Origin of the sequence: Streptomyces sp. NPDC001832 (assembly GCF_040297265.1) — a bacterium.
Classification (GTDB): domain Bacteria; phylum Actinomycetota; class Actinomycetes; order Streptomycetales; family Streptomycetaceae; genus Streptomyces.
Genome location: NZ_JBEOYU010000016.1, coordinates 57,151 through 78,734 on the forward strand (window position 1 = coordinate 57,151; position 21,584 = coordinate 78,734).

A 21,584-nucleotide genomic window follows, 5' to 3' on the forward strand; every position below is an offset into this window, starting at 1 on the left:
TACCGGACCAGAGCCCTTGCTCTGCTGACTTGGTGTCGCTCGCGACTGACACTGAGAACGCAGAGCACGATTTCGTGACTCTGGGGAGGACCGGTGGCCGGCAGCGCCAGTCAAGGAGATCCGCGGACGAGATTGGAGTACCTGCTGCGGCAGCAGCCGCGCACGTACGACGAGATCGTCGGGGACTTCGGGCAGCTCGCTACGAGGCTGGGGGAGAACGTCACCCTGAGCACCCGGCACCTGCGCCGGCTGGCCAGCGGAGAGCGGGCCAGCACCACCCCAGTCATGCGCCGTGTCCTGCAAAGCATGTTCGGCATGCCGCTGGAAGAGCTCCTCGCCCCTTGGGCGGGCGCCATGCCGGCGGTTGACGAACCCACCGGGCTGATCCTGGCGACAGGGAGGCCCACTGCGGACAGGGAGCTGATCGAGATGGCTGCACAACGAGCCCGGAGCTTCGCCTTCACGGCAGGTCAGACCAACCTCACGACCGACGTGATGGAACAGGTCCACGCGGACGTCCAGAATCTGGCAACGGACTATCCACAGCGACCGCTTTCGGAGCTGCTGCCGGACCTCATCACGACCCAGGACACCATCTACACGCTGCTGGAACAGCAGCGCCGCCCCTCGCAGGCCCGGGAGCTGTACTTCCTCGCTGGGGTAGCAGGCGGCCTGCTCGCGAAGGCCAGTCACGACCTCGCGGACCCGCATGCGGCGCTCACTCAGGCTCGAACCGCGTTCGTGTGCGCGGACCAGGCTGATCACAACGGGCTGCGGTCCTGGATCCGCGGAATCCAGTCGCTGGTCTCGTACTGGGCCGGCCGGACCAGGGAGTCGGTCCGCTACGCCCAGTCCGGCGCCGAGTTCGCCGCGGTCAACACCTCGAGCGTCTGGCTGCCCATGAACGAGGCCCGGGCCCACGCGGCGCTCGGCAACGCGAATGCGACCCGAGCGGCCATCGAACGCGCTGAGCGCGCCTGGGACCTCGTCCAGGAGGACGAGGTCGACGAGCTCGGCGGCCTGTGCCTCTTCAGCCGAACCCGGCAGATCTACTACGCGGCCGAGGCCCTGTCCTGGCTACCCTCACAGAGCAGCATCGCAAACGACTACGCGACCCGCGCCGTCGCGGCCTACGAGGACAGCAGCTCTCCCGAGTGGGCCTTCGGCGACCAGGCGGGCGCGCACAGCGCGCTCGCCATCACGCGCATTCAGATGGGCGAACTGGAGGGCGCCACCGAGGCCGTGGCGCCGGTTCTCGACCTCGCTCCCGAGCAGCGCATCAACGGGATCGTGAACGCGACCCAGCGCGTGCACCGCGCTCTGCGCGACTCCCCGCTTGCCGAGGACGCGTCGAGCCTGCAGGAGCAGATCGAGGCGTTCACCCGTACCCATTTCAAGTCGCTGCCCCGCTAGGAGCCCTCCGTTGACGTACCCGATCCGTATCGCCGGCGAACAGGTCGCGCTCCGGGAGTTCGCTCCGACGGACGTAGACGACGTCCTGAGCATCATCGGCGACGACAAGGTCACCAACTGGCTGAGCTTCGACAGCCGCTCCCTGGCCGAAGCCGTCACCATGGTCGACGGCGCGGTCGCCCGCGCCCAGGAGGAACCCCGCACCGAGTACTACCTGGCCGTGACGCCCAAGAGGGAGGACCGCGTCGTCGGCTTCGCCCGGATCGCGTTCGCAGGCGTCAAGGCCGGCAAGCTCGGCTACGCGATCGCCGCGCAGGAGTGGGGTCGCGGGTACGCCACGGATGCGGCCCGCTGCCTGACCTCGTACGCGTTCGCCGAGCTCGGGCTGCACCGCGTCAGCGCAGCCATCGGCCCGTCGAACCTGGCCTCGATCGCCCTTGTCGAAAAACTCGGCTTCCAGAAGGAGGGCGTCCTCCGCGACCACGTGCACACCAACGGTGGATGGCGGGACAGCATTCTGTACTCCGTGCTGGAGGACGAGTGGCGGCCGTAGCCTCAGGGCCCTGACTCGAGGGTTCTTGACGACCAGTCGGGACCGCCTTCCCGCCAGGCGGGAAGGCGAACTCGATTGCTGCCCGCCACGCGGGACGGCGCCGCTTCCCTAGCGGAACCCTCTCGTGCTGGTCCTCGAAATCTGTTCAGGTTCAAGGGCACTACAGGCCTCACCTGCACGTTTCCACGCCAGAATCAGAAAGATCAACATCCGGGGGAGGTACTCGCCAGTTGGACGCCTGCGATGTCGTCCATAAGAACACGCGCATCGACGGTGTCGAAGATCGCCACGATGGGGTATCTTTCAGGGCATCAGCCTTGGATGGGGGAGGTCTCTCAATGTCGAAGTCGGATCTGAGCGAGGCAGTTGACGCCCTGGTCGACCGCGCGCCGGACCTCCCCATCCCTGCCGTACGGCGGCAGCTGCGCCTCGCCGACGGACTGACGCAGCGCCAACTGGCCGATGCCCTCCAGGTGAAGCCGCTAACGATCCTGCGCTGGGAGTCCGGGCAAACCGACCCGCGGAGGCCCTGGCGGGACGCATACGCCCAGCTACTCCAGCGGCTCGCCGAGAAGTACCCCGAAGCTGCGCAGGTATCCGATGACGGCTGATCCGACCAGGCTTCGCCAGATTTCGGATAGCCGACGCCGCCGTCGAGAGTCGAGGGGAATCGGGATGACCTAAGGCCATCGACCGCGCGCGCCAAATGAGGACTCGCAATCCTCTGGCCTCGCGCGGCCCGTCCACCGCCTGGATTAGCCACCAGAGCGGTCCGCTCAGATCCCGGTTCCAGCCGGTCCTGAGCTGCGGCTTATCAAGCCGCTCATTTCCAATTCGGCCCCTCATCAGGGCCATGCAACACCCGCGGGCCCCTGCCAGGGGGCTTCGCGGTTCGCCTCGGCGGCCCTGCCAAGGGCTTCCGAGACACCAGCGCCAAAACCGTCAACGGAAAGGAGATCCACCTCTGGCCTTCGCGCTGCGCCCGCTCCTCACGGAGGGGGCCCCACCCGCGTCCGCAGTTCCGGAACAGCAGGAGGTTCTTCGCCATGGTGCACCAAGTCGGTGTCCTTTGTCAGCTTGACCTTGTCCGATCCAGCCCGATTCGATCGATCGACGTGTCCCGTCACACGGGATGCGTCGCCCCATATCAGACGTCTTGCCCTGTCACGCCGGAAATCGAATTTTCGGTAGACCGCCTTCCTTCCCGGCCCTCGGGAGCCGTCGGCATTCGTGCCCGCCGCTTCCTGTGGGCGGGAGCGCCACGGGTGTTCGGGGCTGGCCGGTCTCTGTCCACAGGTGACCTGGTCCAGGGTGCCGGGATGGATATGGATCACGTCTTGATTCGGGTGGGCCGGTGAGTTCCGTGGCGGCGCCGGCCGCCGTGTTCCCGCGCCCGCGCACGGAGTTCACCGGCGGAGCGTCGCGTCGTCGGCTGCGGTCGGTTCCGGCGCAGGCCAGTCCGGTCGTCCGGCTGGAGCTGGGCAACCCGCTGCAGTTGTCGAAGACGATGCGGGCGCGGCTGCTGGCCGCGGTGCGCGCGCTGGTGACGTCCCCGGCGCTGGCCGGCGCGTCGGACGGTGCGCGGCTGGCGTCGGTGGTGCTGACCGCGAAGGCTGACGTCCGCAAGGACTATGAGGCGTCGATCTGGGCGGCGGAGCTCGGGCGGTGGCTGGGGGTGTCGCAGTCGACGGTCGCGCATACGGTGCTGCCTGAGCTGCGCGGCGCCGGGTTCCTCGGGTCGAAGGTCGCGACGAACGCCTTCGGGCACGCGACGGGCCTGGAGTGCTGGGTGATCCCGATGTACCGGGCGCAGAAGGCCGGCGACCGGCGGCACGCCCTGGCGCTGTCCCGCTCGGAGTTGGCGGTGCTGCTGAGCCTGTGCGAGGTCCTGTTCGGTCCAGGGTGGGCGCCGAAGGACAAGGCGCCGGTCCCGGCCGGGCTGCTTGCCGGTCGTACGGGCCGGGGTGCGGCGACGGACCGGCTCGGGCTGCTGCTGATGGTGCTGACGACGGGTTCGGCGGGCTGGCTGCAGCTGTGCCCCGGGTCGGTGGACACCGATCGTGGGCGTCCGGCGGCGACTGTCGCGCGCCTGCTGGGCTGCACGGCAGCGGCTGGGGCCAAGGTGCTCAAGCGCCTCCAGGAGCACGGGGTCGCGGACGTGGTGCGCAAGGAGACCGACTCGGGCCTGAACGCGCAGTCGCGGGTGCGCCTGGTGCCGGTTGCCGAGGCCCACGGCGTGGCCGTACGGGAGGCCCGCCGGGTCGCCAAGACCCTGCTTTCAGACCTCGCCGGTACTGCATCCGGAGATCTTGAGTCTGACGAGACGGGCGAGACCCTTGTGACGACTGGGGTGGAGGGCGCCGAACGGGATGGGCTGGCCGGATCGGCAGACCTCGCCGCAACTGCACAGCACCACGCTTCCCACGCTTCTGTGGTTACTCCCGTCGTTCCTCCGCAGCTCTCTTGTGGTTTTTCCGGCGAAGGCCGTGGGGCTGAAGGCCGTCGGCCGGAGCGCGCGTGCGCGGGCGAGGACCAGGCCGCCGACGGCGAGAGCGCCGTTGCTAGGACTGTGTCGCCGGTGGCTGAGGGCGGCCCGCTTCGCGGGGAAAAGCCGCAGGAGTCCACGATCGATGAGCGGGTGGGACAGCGCGCTGCCAGGGCTGGAGCCGGTGGCCGGCCGAAGGCCGCTGGGTGGGAAAAGGCGCAGCAGCAGCGGAGGGTGGGCCTTCCGGCTGATCTTCGTCTGCGGGTAGCCCTGGGGCCGGTGGCCTGGCTGTGGGAGCGGCTTTCGGGCTGGCAGCAGGACCGGGTGGAGGCGGCCGCGAAGGCGGAGTTGGCCTGCCTGGAGGGTCTGTTGGCGCTGCCGGGTGGTGCGCCGCGGCTGCTGGCCGACCGGCTCACCGAGCGGCTGGAGGAGACCGGCGGCGAGGCGATGGTGACCGGCCCGTACGGGTGGCTGATCCGGCGGGGCCTGGTCCAGCGGCCCTCGTGCACGGACCGGCGCTGCGACGACGGGATCCGGCTGGACACCGGGACCGGGTGCGAGAACTGCGCCAACGTGCTCCACACCCGGCGGGCCCGCCGCACCCGGATCGGTGCGGACATCGACCGGGAGCTGCCTGGCCTGGCCGACGATGAGCGCCGGCGCGTCCTCGAGGAGCGGCTGCGCGAGCAGGCGGCCATCGAGGCGGAGGACTTCGTGTGGCGCCGTGAGCAGGCCCGCGCGGAACAGGTTCGGCGCGATGCGGCCCGTGCGGCGGCGCAGGAGCGGGCGGATTGTGAGCGGGAGGCCGCGGCGGCCGCCGACGAGGTCCGTCAGGCGCTGGCGTGCGCGGACTGCGGGCAGCAGCGTTCGGCCGGGCTGTGCGAGGCGTGCGGCTACCGGCGCCGGACCGAGACGCTGATCGTGGAGACCGGACTGGTCGCCGCGACCTGGGCAGCCGACCTGACCGACCCGGACGACGTCGCCGCCGTTACCGCCCACGTCCGGTCGTCGCTGGCAGCCGACATCGAGGACGCCCGGCGCCAGTTTCTGGACTCGGCGGAGCCGGGCGAGCTGGACGCGGACCCGATCGGCACGGCCGCCGTGCTCGCTTTCGGCGCCCTCCAGACCGTGGAAGCCGCGCTGTCGGAGTACCGCAGCAGCGCACTGGGGCGGCTGGGCCGGACCGAGGAAGCCAAAGCGGAGGCGCGCCGGGCGTACAAGACCGAGCAGGGGCGGCGCTGGTTCCGGCACAACCCGAACGGTGCGGACGCCGTCGCCGCTGCGACGAAGGCCGCCGACACCGCCCGGGAGCGCGCTGCCGAGTACCTGCTCGCGACGCGACTGAAGCAGCTGCGCGAGCAGGCCGTCGCCCGGACCGGGCAGGCCGGGTCCGCGCCGTGGACGGACCGGCTGCCCGAGCTCGCCGCCCGCCGGCTGGACGGCGACGCCGGGGTGGTGATCGCATGACCACCGAGTCGGAGCTGAGCGGCGTCGACCTCGCGCGACAGGCCCTGATCGCGGCCCGGGAGGCGGCGAAGAAGAACGGCGCCACCAGCAAGAAGCCGAAGCGGCGCACCGGCACGGTCGTGCGGCGCGACGGGCGCGAGCCGCTCGGGCTCGGCGCGGCGATCGGCATGATGATGACCGAGCGCGGCATGGTCGCCCCGGCCGTCGGCGGAAGCGTCCTCGCGCAGTTCGACGCCATCCTCGCCGCGGCCGTGCCCGAACTTGCCGGCCGTGTTCGGGCCGTGGCGTTCGACGCGGACACCGGCCGCCTGGACGTCGTCCCCGACGCCCCGGCCTGCGGGACGAAGCTGCGCTGGAGCGCGCCGAGGCTGATCGCGGCGGCCAACGAGCGGGTGCCGAACGCGAGCGTCCGCGCCCTGCACGTCCTGGCGCCCGCACCCATGGGGGCTGGCCCCGTACGAGCGGCTGCCACACCGGCCCCGCACCCGGTCGCACCCGTCGTGCCGGTGCAGCGCCGGACGCCGCCGGAGGGCTACCGCCGCGCGATCGAGGCGCACCGCCAGGCCGCAGTGCCGTCTCGGGTCGACCCGGGCATCGCGGAGGCAGTGGAGCGGCAGAACCGGGCGATGCGGGAGCTCAGCCGCCGCGCGTTTCCCGAGCCGCCCTCTGTCCCGGATGACGCGCTGGCCCCGATCGAGCAGGCCCGTGTGCAGCGCCGCCGCCAGGCCGCGGCGACCGAGGCCGCCGCCCTGCGCCGTGCCCGCGACCAGCGTGCCGCCCGGACACAGGGGGCAGCGGGCCAGCCGGGCACGATTACCCCGGTAGTCGTGCCCGGCCGGCTGGACTGTTCGGCGTGATCGCACGGTATGCGACGGGCGGGTAAACAGCACGATCGGCTGCGAAGCGAAGGGGGCGGCTGTCACGCTGTGTTGAGAAGAAGGGCGGGGCACGTGCGGCGTGACAAACGGCAGATCCAGACAGCGGTTCTCGGCAGCGCGGAATCCGAAGAGCCGCTTGTCTTACCGCTGGAAGCCATCGAACTGGACGCCTTCCGCAGCCTCTACGAGAAAGACTCCTTCTGGTGCGGGCTCCTCCTCGGAGGCTGCGGTGGCCAGCTGACGACGAAGCTCTATACCGACCGGGTGTGTCACTTCGCCCATCACCCCGGCCCTGACGGCCAGCCCCACGTCTGTGGTCGCCGGGCCCGCAGTGTGAACAGCGCCGACCACCTCTACGTGAAGTCCGCGGCCGCGGCCTGGCTCCGTAACCGCGGCACGCAGGCCGACTTCGACTTCGCACAGCCGGACGGGACCCCGCTGGGCTCAATCGTCGATATCCAGCTCGCGCACAAGAGACTGCGTGTGCACCTGGACCAAAGCGTGGCACCGGAGTGGGAGAGCCAAGACGAACCGGTGCTCGGCATATCGGTCCCGGTGGACCAGGACACTCTGATCAAACGCTGGTACGTGCACCGCATTCGCCTGGACAGCGAAGGCACCAGCCGACGGGTTCGCATCGGGACCGAGGCCTTCGCGCGGCCGACCGAATGGTTCTCCCTGGAGGAGTGCGAGGTTACCGAGCGAGGACTGTCCACCCCGGCCGTCGAACGGATCATCCAGGCCCACAGCACGCCCGAACCGGCGCGATGGACTCCAGGGAAGAAGCAGAAGACTTCGCCACAGGACGAGCGGGCGCAGGAGTTGATGCGCCGGCTGCTCTATGCCCGCCGGACCGAGTCGCCCGACCTGACGGTGACGGTCTGCCGCGAGATCACCGAACTTCCCGGGGTCAGCCCTCAGATACAGAAGCGGCTGGATGCCGCGCATCACAGTGCCTCGCTCTGGGTGGAGAAAGAAGTCGAATCTCGCCGGACGCAGGTCTCCTTACTTGATCAGGCTGTGGCCGCTCAGAAGGTCAGCCAGGTTAAGAACTTGATCGCGCAGGCTAAAAAGGCCACCAAGGTTGACCAGACTGGGGAGGAGAAAGAGGCGATCCGTGCAGCTGTTGACTACCTAGCGGCCGCGATTCCAGCCGCGATCGACCGGTTGAATACTCTTCTCGAAGAAGTGAGCCATATTCCAGCCAACGGCGACCCAGAGCTGCTGACCAGGAAGGTCCAGCAGATGTCCCGAGAGGCTGATGAACTTCGCAGGGTCGGAAGGGGCGTGCCACACCAACGCGCCCAGCTCGCCTTGTGGGAGGAACGCCTCAGGTCGCTCCTCGTTCTGCCGCCCGGCTCTCCGACGCCAGGTCCGTTGCACCAGCTGGTCGGCCGGGGGTACTGGACCACGAAGATGTGTCCGCTCTGTGCGGCAGATCACGGACAGCAGTGCGTCATACTTGACGGCCCCCGTGCGGGGCAGTTGCGAGGGACGCCCCATGCCGACCGGCTGCGGCTACTCATCGGAGACATCGAAGAACGCCAGACGGAGGGAAAAGAAACCCGGACTGTTTGGCAGGCGTACGACGTTACCTGCCCTGTCTGCCAGCAAAAACCAGGGGCTTGGTGCCGAACCTCCGGCAGACCACATGCACTACGGTCCAAACGTGCCGCAGATTTCACTCAGCAGAAAAGACAGAATTCAGAAGAAAATAACGATCAGGGACGTATCGATCAGGCTGCACCCAGCGCTCCGGGCCGATAAGTCCGATTCATGGGGAGAGTGAAGGAATGGGCACGGAAGACAATATGGGGTGCCGGTAAGAACCGTGTCACCAGCCGCAAACGGCGGTGATCATTCCTCTGACCTGGAGGGCCGGGGAAGCTCCGCCGTGGAGGTCGCCTCGGCGAGCGCGAGGCGGCCACCCTTCAGTTCGGGCACGTAGTTGTAGATGGTGTTGCGGGAGACGCCGAGGAGTTTCGCGATCGAGGTGACGGTGTTCTCCGGGCGGGCGAGCAAGTCGCGGGCGTGACGTACCTGCTCGTCGGTCATCGCTGGCGGGCGGCCGAGCCGGGCGCCGCGGGCGCGGGCGGCGTCCAAGCCCTCGTTGGTGCCCTGCACGATGAGTTCGCGGATGAACTCCGCCAGGGCCGCGAACACGTGGAAGACCAGATGCCCGCCGGGCGCGGTCGTGTCGAGCGACTCGTGCAGCGAGGTGAAGCCGACACCGCACTTGCGCAGGCCGGAGACGATCGCGATGAGGTCCTGGATGGAACGGCCAAGCCGGTCCAGCGACGGGACGACGAGCGTGTCGCCCTCGCGCAGGAAGTCAAGGGCCTTCCACAGTTCCTCGCGTTCGGCGTTCTTGCCGGACTTCTTGTCCGCGAAGATTGTCCATCCCCGCCTCACGCCGTATCAGGGGTGCCATTCGGCTCGGAAGGGGTTGTCAGACCACAGGAGGCCCAGCAGACGAAGCTGATGCGGCATTCGCTGCATCCCGCGCAGTCCGCTCCGCAGCGCGCATGTCGCCGTCGTCGCTGCGCTGAAGGACGAAGATCTTCACCAACGCGAGCAGGCTCGGTCCGCACAGGCCGGCCGCCAGCCAGGCGTTGTGTGGAGCGATGTAGAGGCCTCCGCCGAGCATCGCCAGGGATGCGACCATGCCAGCGACGAGCGTCGCAATCCGGTGCATATGATGGCGTTTTTCGATGACTTCACGTGCGGCGCGTTCGGCTTCGGCTTGAGCGGCCGCTGCCTGCCGCTCCGCCTCTGCCTCCTTCGCCTCAAGGCGCCGCAGCCGGAACTGGTGCTCACGCTTTAGCTCCGGCTCCAACGCCTTCAGCGCCACCTCGAGCTTCTCCGGGCCAAGGGCCTCTCCCCACCGCGCAGCAATGCCCATGGCGGCGTTCATGAAGGGGTCGTCGTCACGACGCGCCGGAAGGCGTTCTCCAAGGCTCACGCCTGCACCCCTCCATCGCCTCCACCGACGGGAGCGAAATCTCTGCGAACAGATGTTGGTGGGGGCCCGAGGCGCAGAAACAACCTGGCTAGCACGTGATTCAGCGTGTCCGCTGCCGGTCCCGCGTCGTCTTCATCGAACGTAAGAGGGGGATCGTCATCAACAAACGCAATTGTCCGTGATAGCGGTTCTGTGCTCGCTGGTTCGTCCAGCACCTGCTGGGCGTAATGACGCCTAGGGACCTCGATCTGCCTCTGGAAAGCGGCAAATTCTCCTGCCCAGTACCGCACCAAGTCGCTCAACATGTTGTTCGGCGATCCTGAGCTGAGGGCGAACTGGCGGGTCTCCTCCAGCCGACTCTCCCAGTAGTCAGGCCCATGCTCGTCACTCGACAGAGCTGCCAGCTGCGAGGCGAACGACTCGCGCCGCTCCAACCACCGGTCCGATAACGCGGCCGCGGCAACACTCTCACCAAACGCACGTGCGTCCAGCCCCGGTTCCACCGCGCCCCCTCCGCCCGACTTCCTTGACCGTAGCGGAGGCACACCGTTCCGAGAAGGATTGTGGGGGCTCTGGAGCGTTCCGTTGGCTGGCAGCCCATGCCATCAGTGCTGCATAGTGACGGGGCTGGACAGGCTCAGGCGTCCGTACGTTCCTCGGCTGGCGCCTCATCGCCTGCCGTACGGGGGCCAGGCACCGTGGCCGCCGTGAGGTTCAGGCGGGCGGCCATATTGAGGTTGACCTCGCCGTACGGGCGGACATGGGACCAGAACAGCGGGGTCAGACCGCGCCGGTCGGCGGGCGTGAGGAGCTCTGCCTGGCTTCGTTCACTTTCAGTAGCAGCGATTGTCCGGCAGTTTGGGCGGCAACTGGGGGCCAGCGGGCTCGAGAATGTTCACGAGAAATGGCACTGGCTCGACTTCTGCGGCAGGCAGCCCGACGCTGCCGCCGCCTGCCAGACTGACGCCGTACGCGTCGCGACATGCGACGTCGAGGGGATAGGGAATCGCGAGATGCCTCGGTGGATAGTCCTGGCCGTGCCTGTCAGCGGCGTGTCGGATTCAAATCGTGACGGGCGGACCGTCACTGAGTTCGAAGGCAGCACGGAAGAGGCGGAAGCGGCTCTCCTGCAGGCGGCTCACACATACGAGCACGGTCTCTGGAAGGTGCGCCGCCGCGAGATCTTCAAGTGTTCAGGCAGGTCCTACTTCATCCGCCTCCAGAACCGTCTGGCGACGTACGGTTTCCTCATCCAGCTTGCCGAACTGCTCCACGACTCCGATACGAAGCAACTGGACCGTCCTGCCACCTGACGGGTCACCGTCATAAAGATTGTGCCAGTGCCCGAGAAGTGACGTCAGCGCGTGGGACGGCCCGGCGCCCGTGAGGGCGCCGGGCCGTCGAGACGAGACCCGCAGGAGTCAGCTGGCCTTGGCGGGCTCTTCTGCCCGGGCTCGGGTGCTGGCGAGGCGGTAGGAGTCGGTGCCGGTCTCGATGATGGTGCCGTTGAAGGTGAGGCGGTCGACGATGGCCGCGCAGAGCCGGGGATCGGTGAAGGTCTTGGTCCAGCCACCGAAGGACTCGTTGGACGCGATGGCGACGCTGTTCTTCTCCTCGCGCTCGGTCAGCACCTGGAAGAGGAGTTCGGCGCCGTGGCGGTCGAGTTCCATGTAGCCGAGCTCGTCGATGCATAGGAGATCGACACGCCCGTAGCGGGCGATGGTCTTGTTCAGCTGCTTCTCGTCCGCCGCCTCGACCAGCTCGTTCACCAGCTTCGTGGCGAGCGTGTAGCGGACGCGGTAGCCCTTCATGGCGGCCTCGGTGCCCAGCGCGATGAGCATGTGGGACTTGCCGGTGCCGGAGTCGCCGATCAGGCAGAGCGGCTGGCTCTTCTTGATCCATTCACAGCTGGCGAGGGTATGGACGGTGGCAGCGTCGATGTTCGGGTTGGCATCAAAGTCGAAAGCCCGCAAGGACTTCTCCCGCGGGAAGCCCGCCGCCTTGATCCGCCGTTCTGAACGACGTCGGGCCCGGTCGTCGCACTCGGTCATCAGCAGCTCTGCGAGGAAGCCGCGGTAGGTCATCTGGTCCTTGATGGCCCGGTCGGCGATCTCGTTGAACTCGTTACGGATCGAGGGCAGCCGCAGCAGGCGGCAGGCGGTGTCGATCGCAGCGTCGGCGGCCTGCTCGGTCAAGCCTCGCTGGCGGGGCAGGGTCACTGGGCTTCTCCCTCATGGTGGTCGCTGCCGCTGGTGCGGCGGCGTCGGAGCAGTTGGTCATAGGGGGTCACCGACGGCAGTGGTCTGGTGTCCGGCGGAAGGTGCGCGAGGCGCCACTCGTGCAGCGACGTGACGGTCGCCGGCGTCTCGCCGGAAAGCCCCGGAGCGGATGTGCCGACGGTTGGCTCGTCCTCCGCCTGGGCGGCCTTGCGGGCTTCCAGGGCGACGGCGTCGGCGGTCAGGGCGCCGGCCCGCAGTGCGGTGGCCAGGCCCGCGACGACGTGTTCGTGGGCGAGGTGCCGGTTCAGCAGGAGGACCTCGATCAATGCCCGGGTGCCGTCACGCTCGCCGTGGAGCTTGCGGGCCTGGGCCCACCAGGCGTCGTGGACCGGGGTGAACTTGCCTGCGGACCGGGCCTGCTCAAGGGCTGTGGCGCCGGGAAAGGCACCCGGCTTGCGGACGAGGGCTTCGAGGTAGTGGTCCAGGTCCAGGCGGCAGCTGCCCTTCGCGATCAGCCTCTCGTGCCGGGCCGCCTCGACGTTCTTGTCGTAAACCACCAGGTGAGAGGCATGCAGGACGACACGCACCCGCTTGCCGATCAGGCGGGTCGGGACCGAGTAGCGGTTCGTACGGACGGCGATCTGGCTGTAGCGGTCGACGCGTGGCGTGAACAGCCGGCCCGTCTCGAACGGCTCCTGCGGCAGCGGCATCAGCAGTGGCTGCTCGACGGCGAAGTACTCATCGACGGTCCGCGGCCGTGAACCGATCCTCCGGTGCCCGTCGTGCAGGTCCCACTGGTCGACCATCTCGTTCAGCTCGGCGAGAGAGTCGACTTCCGGGACCGGTGTGAAGTGGTTGCGGCGGAAGTAGCCGATCATCCCTTCGACGCCGCCCTTCTCGTGGGCGCCTTCGATGCCGGGGCGGCAGTAGAAGCTCTCGATGTTGAAGTGCGAGCGGAAGGCGATCCACCGGTCGGTCTCCACCCGGGCCCGGTTCAGTCCCAGCACCTGGGCGACGGCCGACTTCAGGTTGTCATAGCGGATCTTGGTCCGGGGGACACCGCCCAGGGTGCGGAGCGCGTGGACGTGTCCTTCGAAGAAGGCTTCCTGGCCGCAGGAGGCAAAGACCCGGTGCACGGCCTTGCCCGAATAGGACAGGCGGAGCGAGAACAGATAGCAGGTCACCAGTTCGCCGGCCAGGCGTACGCTCACGTCGCCGAAGTCGACCTCCGCTTCATGACCCGGCAGGTGGGTCTGCGGCACGAACGCTTCCACCGGGGCTTTGCCCGATGCCGCGAGGATCTCCGGCTTCCGGTCGGAGACGTAGCGCCGGACCATCTGGTAGGACACATCGGCGCTGTGCTCCTCGATGAGCCGGTGGAAGATTCGCGTGATCGTATGGCGTTGCTTGCGCGGCGCGTCGAGGTCCGTCCGCAGCATCTCGTCGATCACCGGCTTGTACGGATCTAGCGCGGTCGGCCGCGGCGGCAGCTTCTTGCGGGGCTCCGGCCAGACCGAGTCCACGGCCTTCTTCACGGTCCGCCACGACACGTTGTACTTGCGCTCAAGCTCGCGCATCTTCATGCCGGCACGGTGATCACGCCGGATCGCCGCGTACAGCTCGACCTTGGACATCTGCGGCATGACCAGGACCTTTCACCAGGAGCATCCCGATGCTGCCCTGGCAAGTACCCCAGTGCTGTCAAAACTCGTGAACATCACCCGACCGTGGATCTGGGTGCCTCCCAAACCCATGAACTTCCGACGGCACTACTCGTGAATAAAGCCACTCTGCCCACTCCGGTTCACCGAGAACGTCCTGAAGCATGAGGGTGTTCACGTAGACCAGGGCCGATTGCAAGATCCGCAGGCACAGTACGAACATCTCCTGTTCGTCGCGCCGGTTCGAAGCGATCTCGCCGCCCTTGCCGTAGGCGATCACGCTGTTCGCGCCGTTGGAGGACTCCATGACGTTCAGGCCCTCCTCGATCTCCCGCTGGAGGTCGCGCAGCCGCAGGTAGCGGGCCACAAAAACCGTCAGCTTCTCCGCGTCCGCGACACTGCACTCACGGAAGCCGAGGTGCTCCCGGATCTGCGCGCGGTGGTACTCGACCGTACGGCCCGTCCAGTCATAGAAACCCATCTCCGAGGCGGGCACCTGCACCTGCCGCGCGACAAACTCCACGGCCTCACCAGGCAGCTCGGCCCAGTAGCGGAGTTTGCGGACCCCGATGAAGAGCGGTCGCTCACGACAGTGCCTTCCTGACTTCGGCCCGATCCCGGCACGTCAACGAACGCTGACGAACTGCTGTGTGTGATCCCGTGTGGTGCAGGCCGCTGCAGTACCACGCTCCTTGCGTTCCGGTACGCCGGATCGGGCTGCGGTCGGAACGTGGCCCGCCTCGGGCCCTGCCATTCAGCCGATGGGCGGGCAGGACGGACGACACCGTCACGGGTTCACTCGGACGAGTGCTGTGCCTCAAGCCTGGAGGGGACAGGTGAGCGGGAGGACGCGTTCGGTCAGCTGCCCGGTGAGCTGGGCGTCGGTGAGTGCGGCGTCGGTGAGCCAGTCCGCTGCGGTCAGCTGGTCGACCAGGTGCTGCAGCTCGCCGGGACCTGCCGGGACCCAGGCAGTGATGGCGTTCAGGGCGATGCCGTGGCCATCGGGACCGAGGCGGCCCGAGGCGTCGGTCTGGGTGGCCAGTGTCAGGGCGAGCAGCCGGGTGCCGGCGGTGGACTTGGTCTTGCGGAGCTTCTTGTCCGAGATGACCTTCTGAGCCCATCCGGAGAGTTTGGGCCGCATCTTCTTGCCGAACGTGAACTGGCCCGTCCCGTCCTCGCGGGGTGCCAGAGAAGGGACGGTAATCGGGGTGGGGTTCTCCGGCCGGGAGGCGAGCAGGTCGCCGGCGGTGCCCGGAAGTTCCAGCCAGCCGCAGCCAGTCAGCTTCTCGACAAGGCCCTCCGGGTCGGTCAGGCCCAGCGCGGTGAGGTCCTGACCGACGAGGTTGCCGACACCGGTGTGCGCGGTGCGCAGGGTCAGCATCAGCACCAGCAGCCGTGCCTCCGGTCCGGGCAGCGGCGCGTGGTCGGCCACGTGCGCGAGGACAGAGCGCGCGTGCTCCCACTGTGTCGCCACCGTCAACAGCCGGGCCACTGTCGGCCCGTCGCCGTCAGTGATGCCGCCAGTGCGCTGCCGGTGCTGGAGGCGGGCGGCGGCAGCGGCCTGCTCGGCGCGCCGGGCCTCCAGCCGCAGGCTCATGATGCCGCTGACGTCGGCCCAGGTGGTGAAGGCCCGAGACTTGCGCTCCTGGAGGTCGGCGAGCAGCGCCAGGTCGGGCTCGTCGCGCTGCTGGTAGGCGCGGAAATGGTCACCGAGTTCGATGAGTTCGTCCCGCAAGGCGACGGGCCGCAGGTCGTGTGGGATGACCCGCTGGGCGATCTTCGCCTGGGGTGGGCGGCGCCGCGCAGGCGCCGAGCGGGGAGCCGGGACCAGCCCAGCGGCGACCTGGTGATCGGAGAACTGCGGCACATCCGTGCCCGTGGCCACGGGGGCCGGGCGGTCCGCGGCCGTAGGGGCCTGGGATGTGGCTGCGGTCTTCGCTCCGGGGGTGGCGGCCGCGCACCGGGAGCAGCACTCCATGGCCTGCCACCAGCGGCCTTCCCGGTCGGTGATCACGGCCAGGACGACCGGGCCGCCGCACCTCCAGGGTTCTGCACGCCCATGGCGGCCGGTGTCGGGCAGGTGGGTGTGGCAGCCCTCAGCCCTGCACGCGCAGTACGCCCCAGCCCTTGGGGCGGGGGCGGCGCGCAGGTGGGCCTTGAGATGGGCGATGGCGGCCGCACGGCCGACGGCCGCGGAGGCATGACGCTGGTCGGCGCAGGCGGGGCGGCTGCACGAGATGCGTACCGCCGCACTGCCCCGGCCGGCGGCGTCCAGCCGCACCGTCCAACGGCGCCCTGGCACCCGTTCGTCCAGCTCGCTCACTGCAGCCTGCGTCATCCCGGCCTTCCTCCGTCCCGTGTCCTTCGATGCTCGCCGCTCCTTCCCGCCGTGCCGGGCGGTGTGCGGGCGGCGAGGCCACCGTATGCGGCACACGGGCGAAGACAGGTGAACTCGGGCCTGTTTCGGAACGTGTGACTGGCGAAGCAGCCCGCTCAGGACGTGCGCGCCCGGGCAGGTGTGCCCTCCAGGGAGTCGAGGAGCTGACCGAAGGTGATCTTCTCGTCGTCGTAGTCGAAAGTCATGGCGGCAGCGAAAGCCTCCCACCGTCCCGTGCTGCGCCCGCAGTGGTCCAGAAGGATCTTCAGGGCGACTTCGGGTTCATGGCGGGCGAGGACCTCGTCGGTGGGGATCTGGCGCAGGTGCTCCAGGGTGCGGTAGCGGGACTTCACAATGGCTCGGTAGACCTTGGAGCGGGAGAGGATTTCACCGGTGGCGGGGGAGTCGAGCCAGGACTGCAAGACGGCCGCGGGGTCGGGGTGCTTGCCGAGCTCGTCGTCGTCCAGCAGCCGCACCACACCGTCGTCCTCGTCGTCGGGTACCGGGACGGCGGCCGCCGCGGCCAGGAACCAGTCGGGGCCGCCGGCCTTCTCAGTGATCCAGGCCAGTTCGGCGGGGTGCAGCCCGTTCAGGACGTCCGCGACGGCGGTGTGCGGGGTCTGCGGGTTGGCGGCGAGGGTGGACAGGGCCTGGACCCGGCGGTGCTCGTAGTGGCGTTCCAGGAGCCGGGCCGGGCGGTCGTGGTCAGGATTGATGTCGATGATGCGGATCAGAGTCCGGCTCGGCGTGGGCAAGACGACGGCCGGCTGATCCAGCCGGGCGAGCTGGGCACAAGCCCCGGCGAGGTGGTCGGGGTTGGCGCTGAGGAGGGCCAGGTCCTCGGCGAGGCGGAGGACGCGGCCGTCGAACTCGTGGTCGCCCTCCTGCTTGTCGGACCAGCTGAGCAGCTGGCCGCGGGTCACGAGAGTCTCGGCGGCCGCGTGCAGCTGGTCGGCGGCGAGGTCAACCAGGCGCGGGTTGTTGTGGACGCGGGTTGCGAGGTGGTGCAGCGTCCGGCAGACGGTCACCTGCGGGTTGGGCAGGTCGGCCAGTTCAGGCAGGCACAAAGCCGGAAGGCAGGCGAGCAGCAGGTCCTCGCTGAGAGCGAGGGCCGGGTCGGCGGGGAGTTCCTCGCCGACCGGGTCGGCGGCGCGCAGCCGGGCGTCCTCGAGGGCCTGCGTCTCGGCCTGGTCCAGCAGCAGGTGCTGGACAGCCGCCCCGAGCACGGGGTGCGCGGTGAGCTGCGCCCACCGCTGCGGGCACCGGGCCAGCATCGCCCAGCCGTCGCGGCCGTCCAGCTCCAGCGACCAGTCCTTCGAGAACGCGGAAACGGCCTCCCAGCCCTCTTCGGGTTCCGGGTGAAGCAGGTACGCGGCGAGCGGGGTGAGGCAGGCTTCCAGAACGGCGTCGAACAGTTCTGGCGGCGCGGGCGGGGCCGGCGCGGCACCCTTGGTGCGGATGTAGCGGTCGGGGTCCCAGTTCCGGATGACCTGCTCCACCTCGTGGTCAGGGAGGCGGGGCAGGAGCGCGATTGCCGCCTCGACCTGGCCGGGGTGTCGTGCCAGCGCGGAGATCAGCCCGGCCCAGGCCCGGCGGTGCCGCAGGATGGCGGGCACGTCGGCGGCGGTCACGGTGCCGTCGGCCGCCAGGGCAGCCAGCCTCTTCTCGTCGGCGTGCACCAGGAGCTGGCCGCGCAGCCGCTTGGCAGAGGTCCGGGCCAGCAGCGCAGGCAGCGCGGCCTTGAGGGCTTCCTCCCGCCACCGGTCGGCCTGGGCGTCAAAGCCGTCCGGCGTCGTCGCCGGTGCGCACAAGGCCCCGATCACCGTCTTGAGTGCTTCCTTGGGGAGCTCCTCGCTCATCGCGAGATCCCGCCACAGCGGGTACGTACGGGCATTGACCATCTTCGGATTCCCTCCCACTCCTGACCCAGCGTCACTGCCTGGTCGCCATCCGTGGAATGACCGTACGGCGCACCCGGGCAGGAGCGGGTGCGATCCATGAAGTCGCCTCGCCTTCATGCGCTGACCCGGGCCATGCGAGGGCGCGGCGGGTCAAGGGCGTGGGATGAGTTCGGGCATCGAGGAGGCGGCGGTGTGCGGCCACATCACCGCGTCGGGAACCCGGCTGTGACCGGCATGGCCGTGCTCTGCTTGATGGGCCGCGTGGACGCGGTCCAGGAGCGCGGTCAGGACAGTCGGCTCGAAGGTCGCTCGGTGGCCTTCGGACAGTTCGTGGATCAGGGCGCTGCCCCCCATGCAGCTGAAGGTGCGGTGGGCGTAGTCGATCGCGGCGAGCACCAGGGCCTGGCAGGCGGTCATGTTGGAGGCGGCCACGGCGCTCAGGGCCCGGCAGGTGAGGTCGTCGTCGTCCAGGGTGAGGCGGCCGCAGTCGCAGAACCCCATGCGCTGGGCCAGAGCGAGGGATTCCTCCTGGGGGAGGAGATCGACGAGGGCGTCGACGGCCCGCCTGGCCCGTCATCATGAAGAACGCGGCTACGCCATCGGCCACCTGGACGACGGTCGTCAGGCCGCAGACTGAGCTGAGCTCAGGCGCCGGCCTTCGGCTCACGCAGGGCGCTTCCCTCGCCGGGCACAGCCTCGCCGGTTTCGTCGCCGGTGGACCACAGGGCGCGGGCGAGGAAGTACAGGGCGACCATCCCGGCGTAGATGAACGCGCCCCAGCCGAAGATCAGCACAAAGACGTTCGCGTCGCCGCGCGGGGCGCTGTAGGCGACGCCCTGCATGGTGGTGAACAGCCACGGGAACCACGCGGAGCGGACGAAGCCCGGGTCCGCGTACCGGCCGCCGCCCCGGCGCCACGCCAGCAGCGGAACGGAGGCGAAGCCGACGCTGGCAAGGCAGTACATGACGGCGAAGAAGTCGTTGGCGATGAACTGATGGCCGTTGGTGATCCCGAGGTAGGCGACCCCGGGAAGGAAAAGCGCAGCCGGCACCCCAAAGCCCAGTACCTCGCCGCGGTCTCGGACGTTCGCCACATTCTCCCCCTGCTGTCGACGTCTCATCCGGCACCGTACCGGCCACGCGCAGCCGAATCTGCCGATCGGCGAGGAGGACCAGGAGGCGGGGCCGGCTACTCGCGGCGCGCGATGTCCTCGGGCGCGGGCTGGTACCGCGTCACATACGGGTGGCCGCTGTAGGCGACGGTCACCTGTGCCGCAGCACGTCGTCCTCGGCGTCGTAAAAGACGTGCTCGATCTCCAGGCAGGCCCGCTCGGTGGAGATGCCGAAGTCCCGCGCCTCCTGGTCGTTCACCTGCTGGGCCGTTGTGGCGGGTGACCACGCGCACCGTGCCGGGAGGTGACGGTCCGGCAGAAGGCCGGTGTCGCTGTGACTTCACATGGCGTTTCCTCACTGCGTCCGGCATACGCGCTGCCACGTCGAGAGCTCATTGCCGACGACAGTCGGCGTCATAGCGACCGGTCGCCGTCACATTCAGGCACTGATGCGTACGCTCTGTTGAGAATAGGTGTTCCCTATGTACTGGTCGGCGAGTTACTGTCCAGCTCAGCAAGATCACGTCAGGGGGAGCAGTACATGCACGCCGTCGCAGCAATAGGACGCCCCGGCAGGCCGCCAGGGGGCCGGGTCGGCCCCGAAGGGCTCACCGACCGCCAGCGTGCTGTGGTCGCTTGTATCAAGGAATCGCTGAAGACCCGCGGCTACCCGCCGTCGATGCGGGAGATAGGGCAGTTCGCTGGCCTTTCCAGCACGTCCTCGGTGGCCCACCAGCTGTCGGCGCTGGAGCGCAAGGGAGTGCTCCGCAAGGACCCACACCGGCCCCGGGCCTACGTGATTGCCGAGAGAGAAGCTCCCTACGCCGGACCTGCGTTCCCGGCAGCATCCGCTGCACGGAGCTCCTCCGTCGGGAAGGCCCCGGTCGTGGGCCGCATCGCCGCGGGAGTTCCGATCCCGGCAGAGGAGTCCGTCGAGGACATACCGGAGCTGCCCCGCCGGCTCACTGGCTCGGGCGAACTGTTCATTCTCAAGGTGTCTGGTGACTCGATGGCTGGTGAGGGGGCCATCCTTGACGGCGACTGGGTTGTCGTGCGCAAGCAGCATGACGCCGAACACGGTTCCATCGTCGCGGCCATGATTGATGGAGAAGCCACGGTCAAGCGCCTCAAGCGCGACGGCGCCAATGTGTGGCTGATGCCCGACAACAAAACCTACGAACGCATCTGGGGCAACCGGGCAACGATCTTGGGCAAGGTCGTCACCGTTCTGCGCAACCTCTGACCAACTCCAGAATGCTCTGGGCCTCGCGGCGGTGCCACCGCCCACGGCAATACCGCGGCACCCGTTGAGCCAATCCGGATGGGGTCGGAACGGTCGGTTGCGCTCTCTGGAGTGCTCGTACGGGTGAAACCGCAACCAGCGGCGAACTGTCTGCCATTGTCGGAGCGTCGGCCCGGTCATGGAACAGATCGACTCTCTTCACGTCTCGGAACCAGGCCTGCTGGTCCTCGACCTCACCGCGGCGGACGAAGAGACCGTCCAGGCCGCGATCGATGCGCTCGGTCGGCGCTGGGCAACGTCGGGCGGTGGCTGGGTTCGCCGTGTCCCTGGCGAGCCTGGGGTGACGGCGAGGCTGTATGCAGATATTCGCCGTGGTGGGTCCGAGGGCGGTTCGGCGCCGGACTGACTCCCGGGCCGCTACGTGCTCAATGCCCTCGCCTCGCACGGGCCGCCTGGATGCTTTCCTCCAGCGCCGCCATCAGATCCACCGGCGCCGCCGGCCCCAGGGGCTCGACCAGCTTGCCGCCGCTGAGTTTCGCCGTGACCAGCTGCTCCAGGGCGTGCTCGTACCGATCCTGCAGCTCGCTCTCCTCGATGCCGGGCAGTGATCCGATCAACGTCTCAGCAAGTTCGAGCTCCCGGTCTGTGACGGGCGCGGACCGAGCGACATCACCGGGGTCACGTAGCTCGTCGGCCCGGCGGCCCTGGCCGATCCGATCGACGACCTCGACATATCGGTGCTGGAAGCGAGACCGTCGGTGGCGTGGCACCCAGGCTTGCTCTGGAGTGACTCGCGGCTCCAGGTCAGCGCGCTGAAGGACCTCGTGACGCTGGTCGATCCGACCGGAAGGCCAGCCCGTGGCGGGCAAGCCGAAGTGGGCCGGACGTTCATTGGCGGCTTCCGATCCCGCCCCAGCAGGGGCGGCAGGTTCTCCAGCGGGCGGGTGGCCTCGGCACGGGCACGGCGCCGGCGCCTGCGCCCGGCTCGTCGCGCCCCGCCCCGACGGAAGCTGATGGACAACCCGGTGGCAGGACGCCGCCTCCCGGATTACGTCGGGCATGACGAAGTGGTCTGACGGGTCGTGGAAGCTCAACCGCGGCTTCACCCACGGAACCCGCCTCTGCCTGCAATTCAACAGCTCGTCAGCCCTTCCCTGCGCCACCATCTGCCAGTAGCGCCGCGAGGGCCCCTTTTGACTGCCGCACGCGGCTGCTGCTGTGGAGTCAACCCGGCTGGCACATCTAGCACACGCAGAAATCCGCTGTCGGAAAGCGCCGATTCCTGTCAGGACGACGCAGCCGGCATGGGAGAA

20 protein-coding genes are annotated in these 21,584 nt (G+C 68.8%); 10 read left to right on the forward strand and 10 right to left on the reverse strand.

Annotation, left to right across the window (positions count from 1 at the left end; genetic code table 11):
• Positions 1-132 precede the first annotated feature (132 nt).
• The 6 genes from ABT115_RS15665 to ABT115_RS15690 all read left to right on the forward strand — a co-directional run bounded on the left by ABT115_RS15665 (position 133) and on the right by ABT115_RS15690 (position 8,563).
• On the forward strand, positions 133-1,413 hold the full coding sequence (locus ABT115_RS15665) for an NsdA family TPR-like regulatory protein (RefSeq protein WP_351789163.1): 1,281 nt from the start codon (positions 133-135) through the stop codon (positions 1,411-1,413).
• Between the two features lie 10 nt (positions 1,414-1,423).
• Positions 1,424-1,966 (forward strand): GNAT family N-acetyltransferase, encoded by a 543-nt coding sequence (locus ABT115_RS15670; protein WP_351789166.1) that lies wholly within the window; start codon positions 1,424-1,426, stop codon positions 1,964-1,966.
• A 338-nt stretch (positions 1,967-2,304) separates the two neighbouring features.
• A complete protein-coding gene (locus tag ABT115_RS15675; RefSeq protein ID WP_351789169.1) occupies positions 2,305-2,577 on the forward strand; it encodes a helix-turn-helix domain-containing protein in 273 nt (90 codons plus the stop codon).
• Positions 2,578-3,320: 743 nt separating this feature from the next.
• On the forward strand, positions 3,321-5,918 hold the full coding sequence (locus tag ABT115_RS15680; RefSeq protein WP_351789172.1) for a hypothetical protein: 2,598 nt from the start codon (positions 3,321-3,323) through the stop codon (positions 5,916-5,918).
• The gene (locus ABT115_RS15685; RefSeq protein ID WP_351789174.1) at positions 5,915-6,775 is read left to right on the forward strand and encodes a DciA family protein; all 861 of its coding nucleotides are present in this window, start codon (positions 5,915-5,917) and stop codon (positions 6,773-6,775) included. Before ABT115_RS15680 ends, ABT115_RS15685 begins: the two co-directional genes overlap by 4 nt.
• Before the next feature lie 93 nt (positions 6,776-6,868).
• Entirely contained in the window at positions 6,869-8,563 is a 1,695-nt protein-coding gene (locus ABT115_RS15690) for a cell division protein ZapB (RefSeq protein WP_351789177.1), read from the forward strand.
• 90 nt (positions 8,564-8,653) lie between these two features.
• Here the strand turns inward: ABT115_RS15690 and ABT115_RS15695 are convergent, their stop codons facing one another.
• Both ABT115_RS15695 and ABT115_RS15700 read right to left on the reverse strand, forming a co-directional pair.
• Positions 8,654-9,208 (reverse strand): recombinase family protein, encoded by a 555-nt coding sequence (locus ABT115_RS15695; RefSeq protein ID WP_351789179.1) that lies wholly within the window; start codon positions 9,206-9,208, stop codon positions 8,654-8,656.
• A gap of 37 nt (positions 9,209-9,245) precedes the next feature.
• Entirely contained in the window at positions 9,246-9,758 is a 513-nt protein-coding gene (locus tag ABT115_RS15700) for a hypothetical protein (RefSeq protein WP_351789182.1), read from the reverse strand.
• 1,037 nt (positions 9,759-10,795) lie between these two features.
• Between ABT115_RS15700 and ABT115_RS15705 the strand changes: the two genes are divergently transcribed.
• Entirely contained in the window at positions 10,796-11,071 is a 276-nt protein-coding gene (locus tag ABT115_RS15705; protein WP_351789184.1) for a hypothetical protein, read from the forward strand.
• Positions 11,072-11,179: 108 nt separating this feature from the next.
• On the opposite strand, the gene istB is transcribed toward ABT115_RS15705, so the two are convergent.
• The 7 genes from istB to ABT115_RS15740 all read right to left on the reverse strand — a co-directional run bounded on the left by istB (position 11,180) and on the right by ABT115_RS15740 (position 19,010).
• Positions 11,180-11,977 (reverse strand): IS21-like element helper ATPase IstB, encoded by a 798-nt coding sequence (gene istB / locus ABT115_RS15710; RefSeq protein WP_351789187.1) that lies wholly within the window; start codon positions 11,975-11,977, stop codon positions 11,180-11,182.
• Positions 11,974-13,620, reverse strand: a complete 1,647-nt coding sequence (gene istA / locus ABT115_RS15715) for an IS21 family transposase (RefSeq protein WP_502969103.1) — start codon at positions 13,618-13,620, stop codon at positions 11,974-11,976. The genes istB and istA overlap by 4 nt, the downstream gene beginning before the upstream one ends.
• A gap of 58 nt (positions 13,621-13,678) precedes the next feature.
• The gene (locus tag ABT115_RS15720) at positions 13,679-14,254 is read right to left on the reverse strand and encodes a Tn3 family transposase (protein ID WP_351789345.1); all 576 of its coding nucleotides are present in this window, start codon (positions 14,252-14,254) and stop codon (positions 13,679-13,681) included.
• Between the two features lie 201 nt (positions 14,255-14,455).
• Positions 14,456-15,976, reverse strand: coding sequence for a hypothetical protein (locus tag ABT115_RS15725; RefSeq protein WP_351789190.1), 1,521 nt, complete (start codon positions 15,974-15,976; stop codon positions 14,456-14,458).
• Between the two features lie 155 nt (positions 15,977-16,131).
• Entirely contained in the window at positions 16,132-17,916 is a 1,785-nt protein-coding gene (locus tag ABT115_RS15730; RefSeq protein WP_351789193.1) for a hypothetical protein, read from the reverse strand.
• Positions 17,917-18,066: 150 nt separating this feature from the next.
• Complete coding sequence (locus ABT115_RS15735; RefSeq protein ID WP_351789196.1) at positions 18,067-18,417, reverse strand: hypothetical protein; 351 nt, start codon at positions 18,415-18,417, stop codon at positions 18,067-18,069.
• 143 nt (positions 18,418-18,560) lie between these two features.
• On the reverse strand, positions 18,561-19,010 hold the full coding sequence (locus ABT115_RS15740) for a hypothetical protein (protein ID WP_351789198.1): 450 nt from the start codon (positions 19,008-19,010) through the stop codon (positions 18,561-18,563).
• A gap of 559 nt (positions 19,011-19,569) precedes the next feature.
• Here ABT115_RS15740 and lexA point away from each other — a divergent pair.
• Together lexA and ABT115_RS15750 are read left to right on the forward strand one after the other, a co-directional pair.
• Entirely contained in the window at positions 19,570-20,271 is a 702-nt protein-coding gene (gene lexA / locus ABT115_RS15745; protein ID WP_351789201.1) for a transcriptional repressor LexA, read from the forward strand.
• Between the two features lie 178 nt (positions 20,272-20,449).
• Positions 20,450-20,677, forward strand: a complete 228-nt coding sequence (locus ABT115_RS15750; protein WP_351789205.1) for a DUF6207 family protein — start codon at positions 20,450-20,452, stop codon at positions 20,675-20,677.
• A 19-nt stretch (positions 20,678-20,696) separates the two neighbouring features.
• Here the strand turns inward: ABT115_RS15750 and ABT115_RS15755 are convergent, their stop codons facing one another.
• Positions 20,697-21,041 carry a hypothetical protein gene (locus ABT115_RS15755; RefSeq protein WP_351789208.1) on the reverse strand — a complete coding sequence of 115 codons (345 nt, stop codon included), beginning with the start codon at positions 21,039-21,041 and terminating at the stop codon, positions 20,697-20,699.
• Between ABT115_RS15755 and ABT115_RS15760 the strand changes: the two genes are divergently transcribed.
• Positions 21,030-21,347 (forward strand): SidA/IucD/PvdA family monooxygenase, encoded by a 318-nt coding sequence (locus ABT115_RS15760; protein WP_351789211.1) that lies wholly within the window; start codon positions 21,030-21,032, stop codon positions 21,345-21,347. The genes ABT115_RS15755 and ABT115_RS15760 overlap by 12 nt on opposite strands.
• The last annotated feature ends 237 nt before the right edge of the window (positions 21,348-21,584 follow it).

Coding starts and splice junctions, on each gene's coding strand:
- istA (WP_502969103.1), bottom strand. CDS start 13,620: ATGCCGCAGATGTCCAAGGTCGAGCTGTACGCGGCGATCCGGCGTGAT.
- ABT115_RS15750 (WP_351789205.1), top strand. CDS start 20,450: ATGGAACAGATCGACTCTCTTCACGTCTCGGAACCAGGCCTGCTGGTC.
- ABT115_RS15675 (WP_351789169.1), top strand. CDS start 2,305: ATGTCGAAGTCGGATCTGAGCGAGGCAGTTGACGCCCTGGTCGACCGC.
- ABT115_RS15730 (WP_351789193.1), bottom strand. CDS start 17,916: ATGGTCAATGCCCGTACGTACCCGCTGTGGCGGGATCTCGCGATGAGC.
- lexA (WP_351789201.1), top strand. CDS start 19,570: ATGCACGCCGTCGCAGCAATAGGACGCCCCGGCAGGCCGCCAGGGGGC.
- ABT115_RS15735 (WP_351789196.1), bottom strand. CDS start 18,417: ATGGGGTTCTGCGACTGCGGCCGCCTCACCCTGGACGACGACGACCTC.
- ABT115_RS15725 (WP_351789190.1), bottom strand. CDS start 15,976: ATGACGCAGGCTGCAGTGAGCGAGCTGGACGAACGGGTGCCAGGGCGC.
- ABT115_RS15685 (WP_351789174.1), top strand. CDS start 5,915: ATGACCACCGAGTCGGAGCTGAGCGGCGTCGACCTCGCGCGACAGGCC.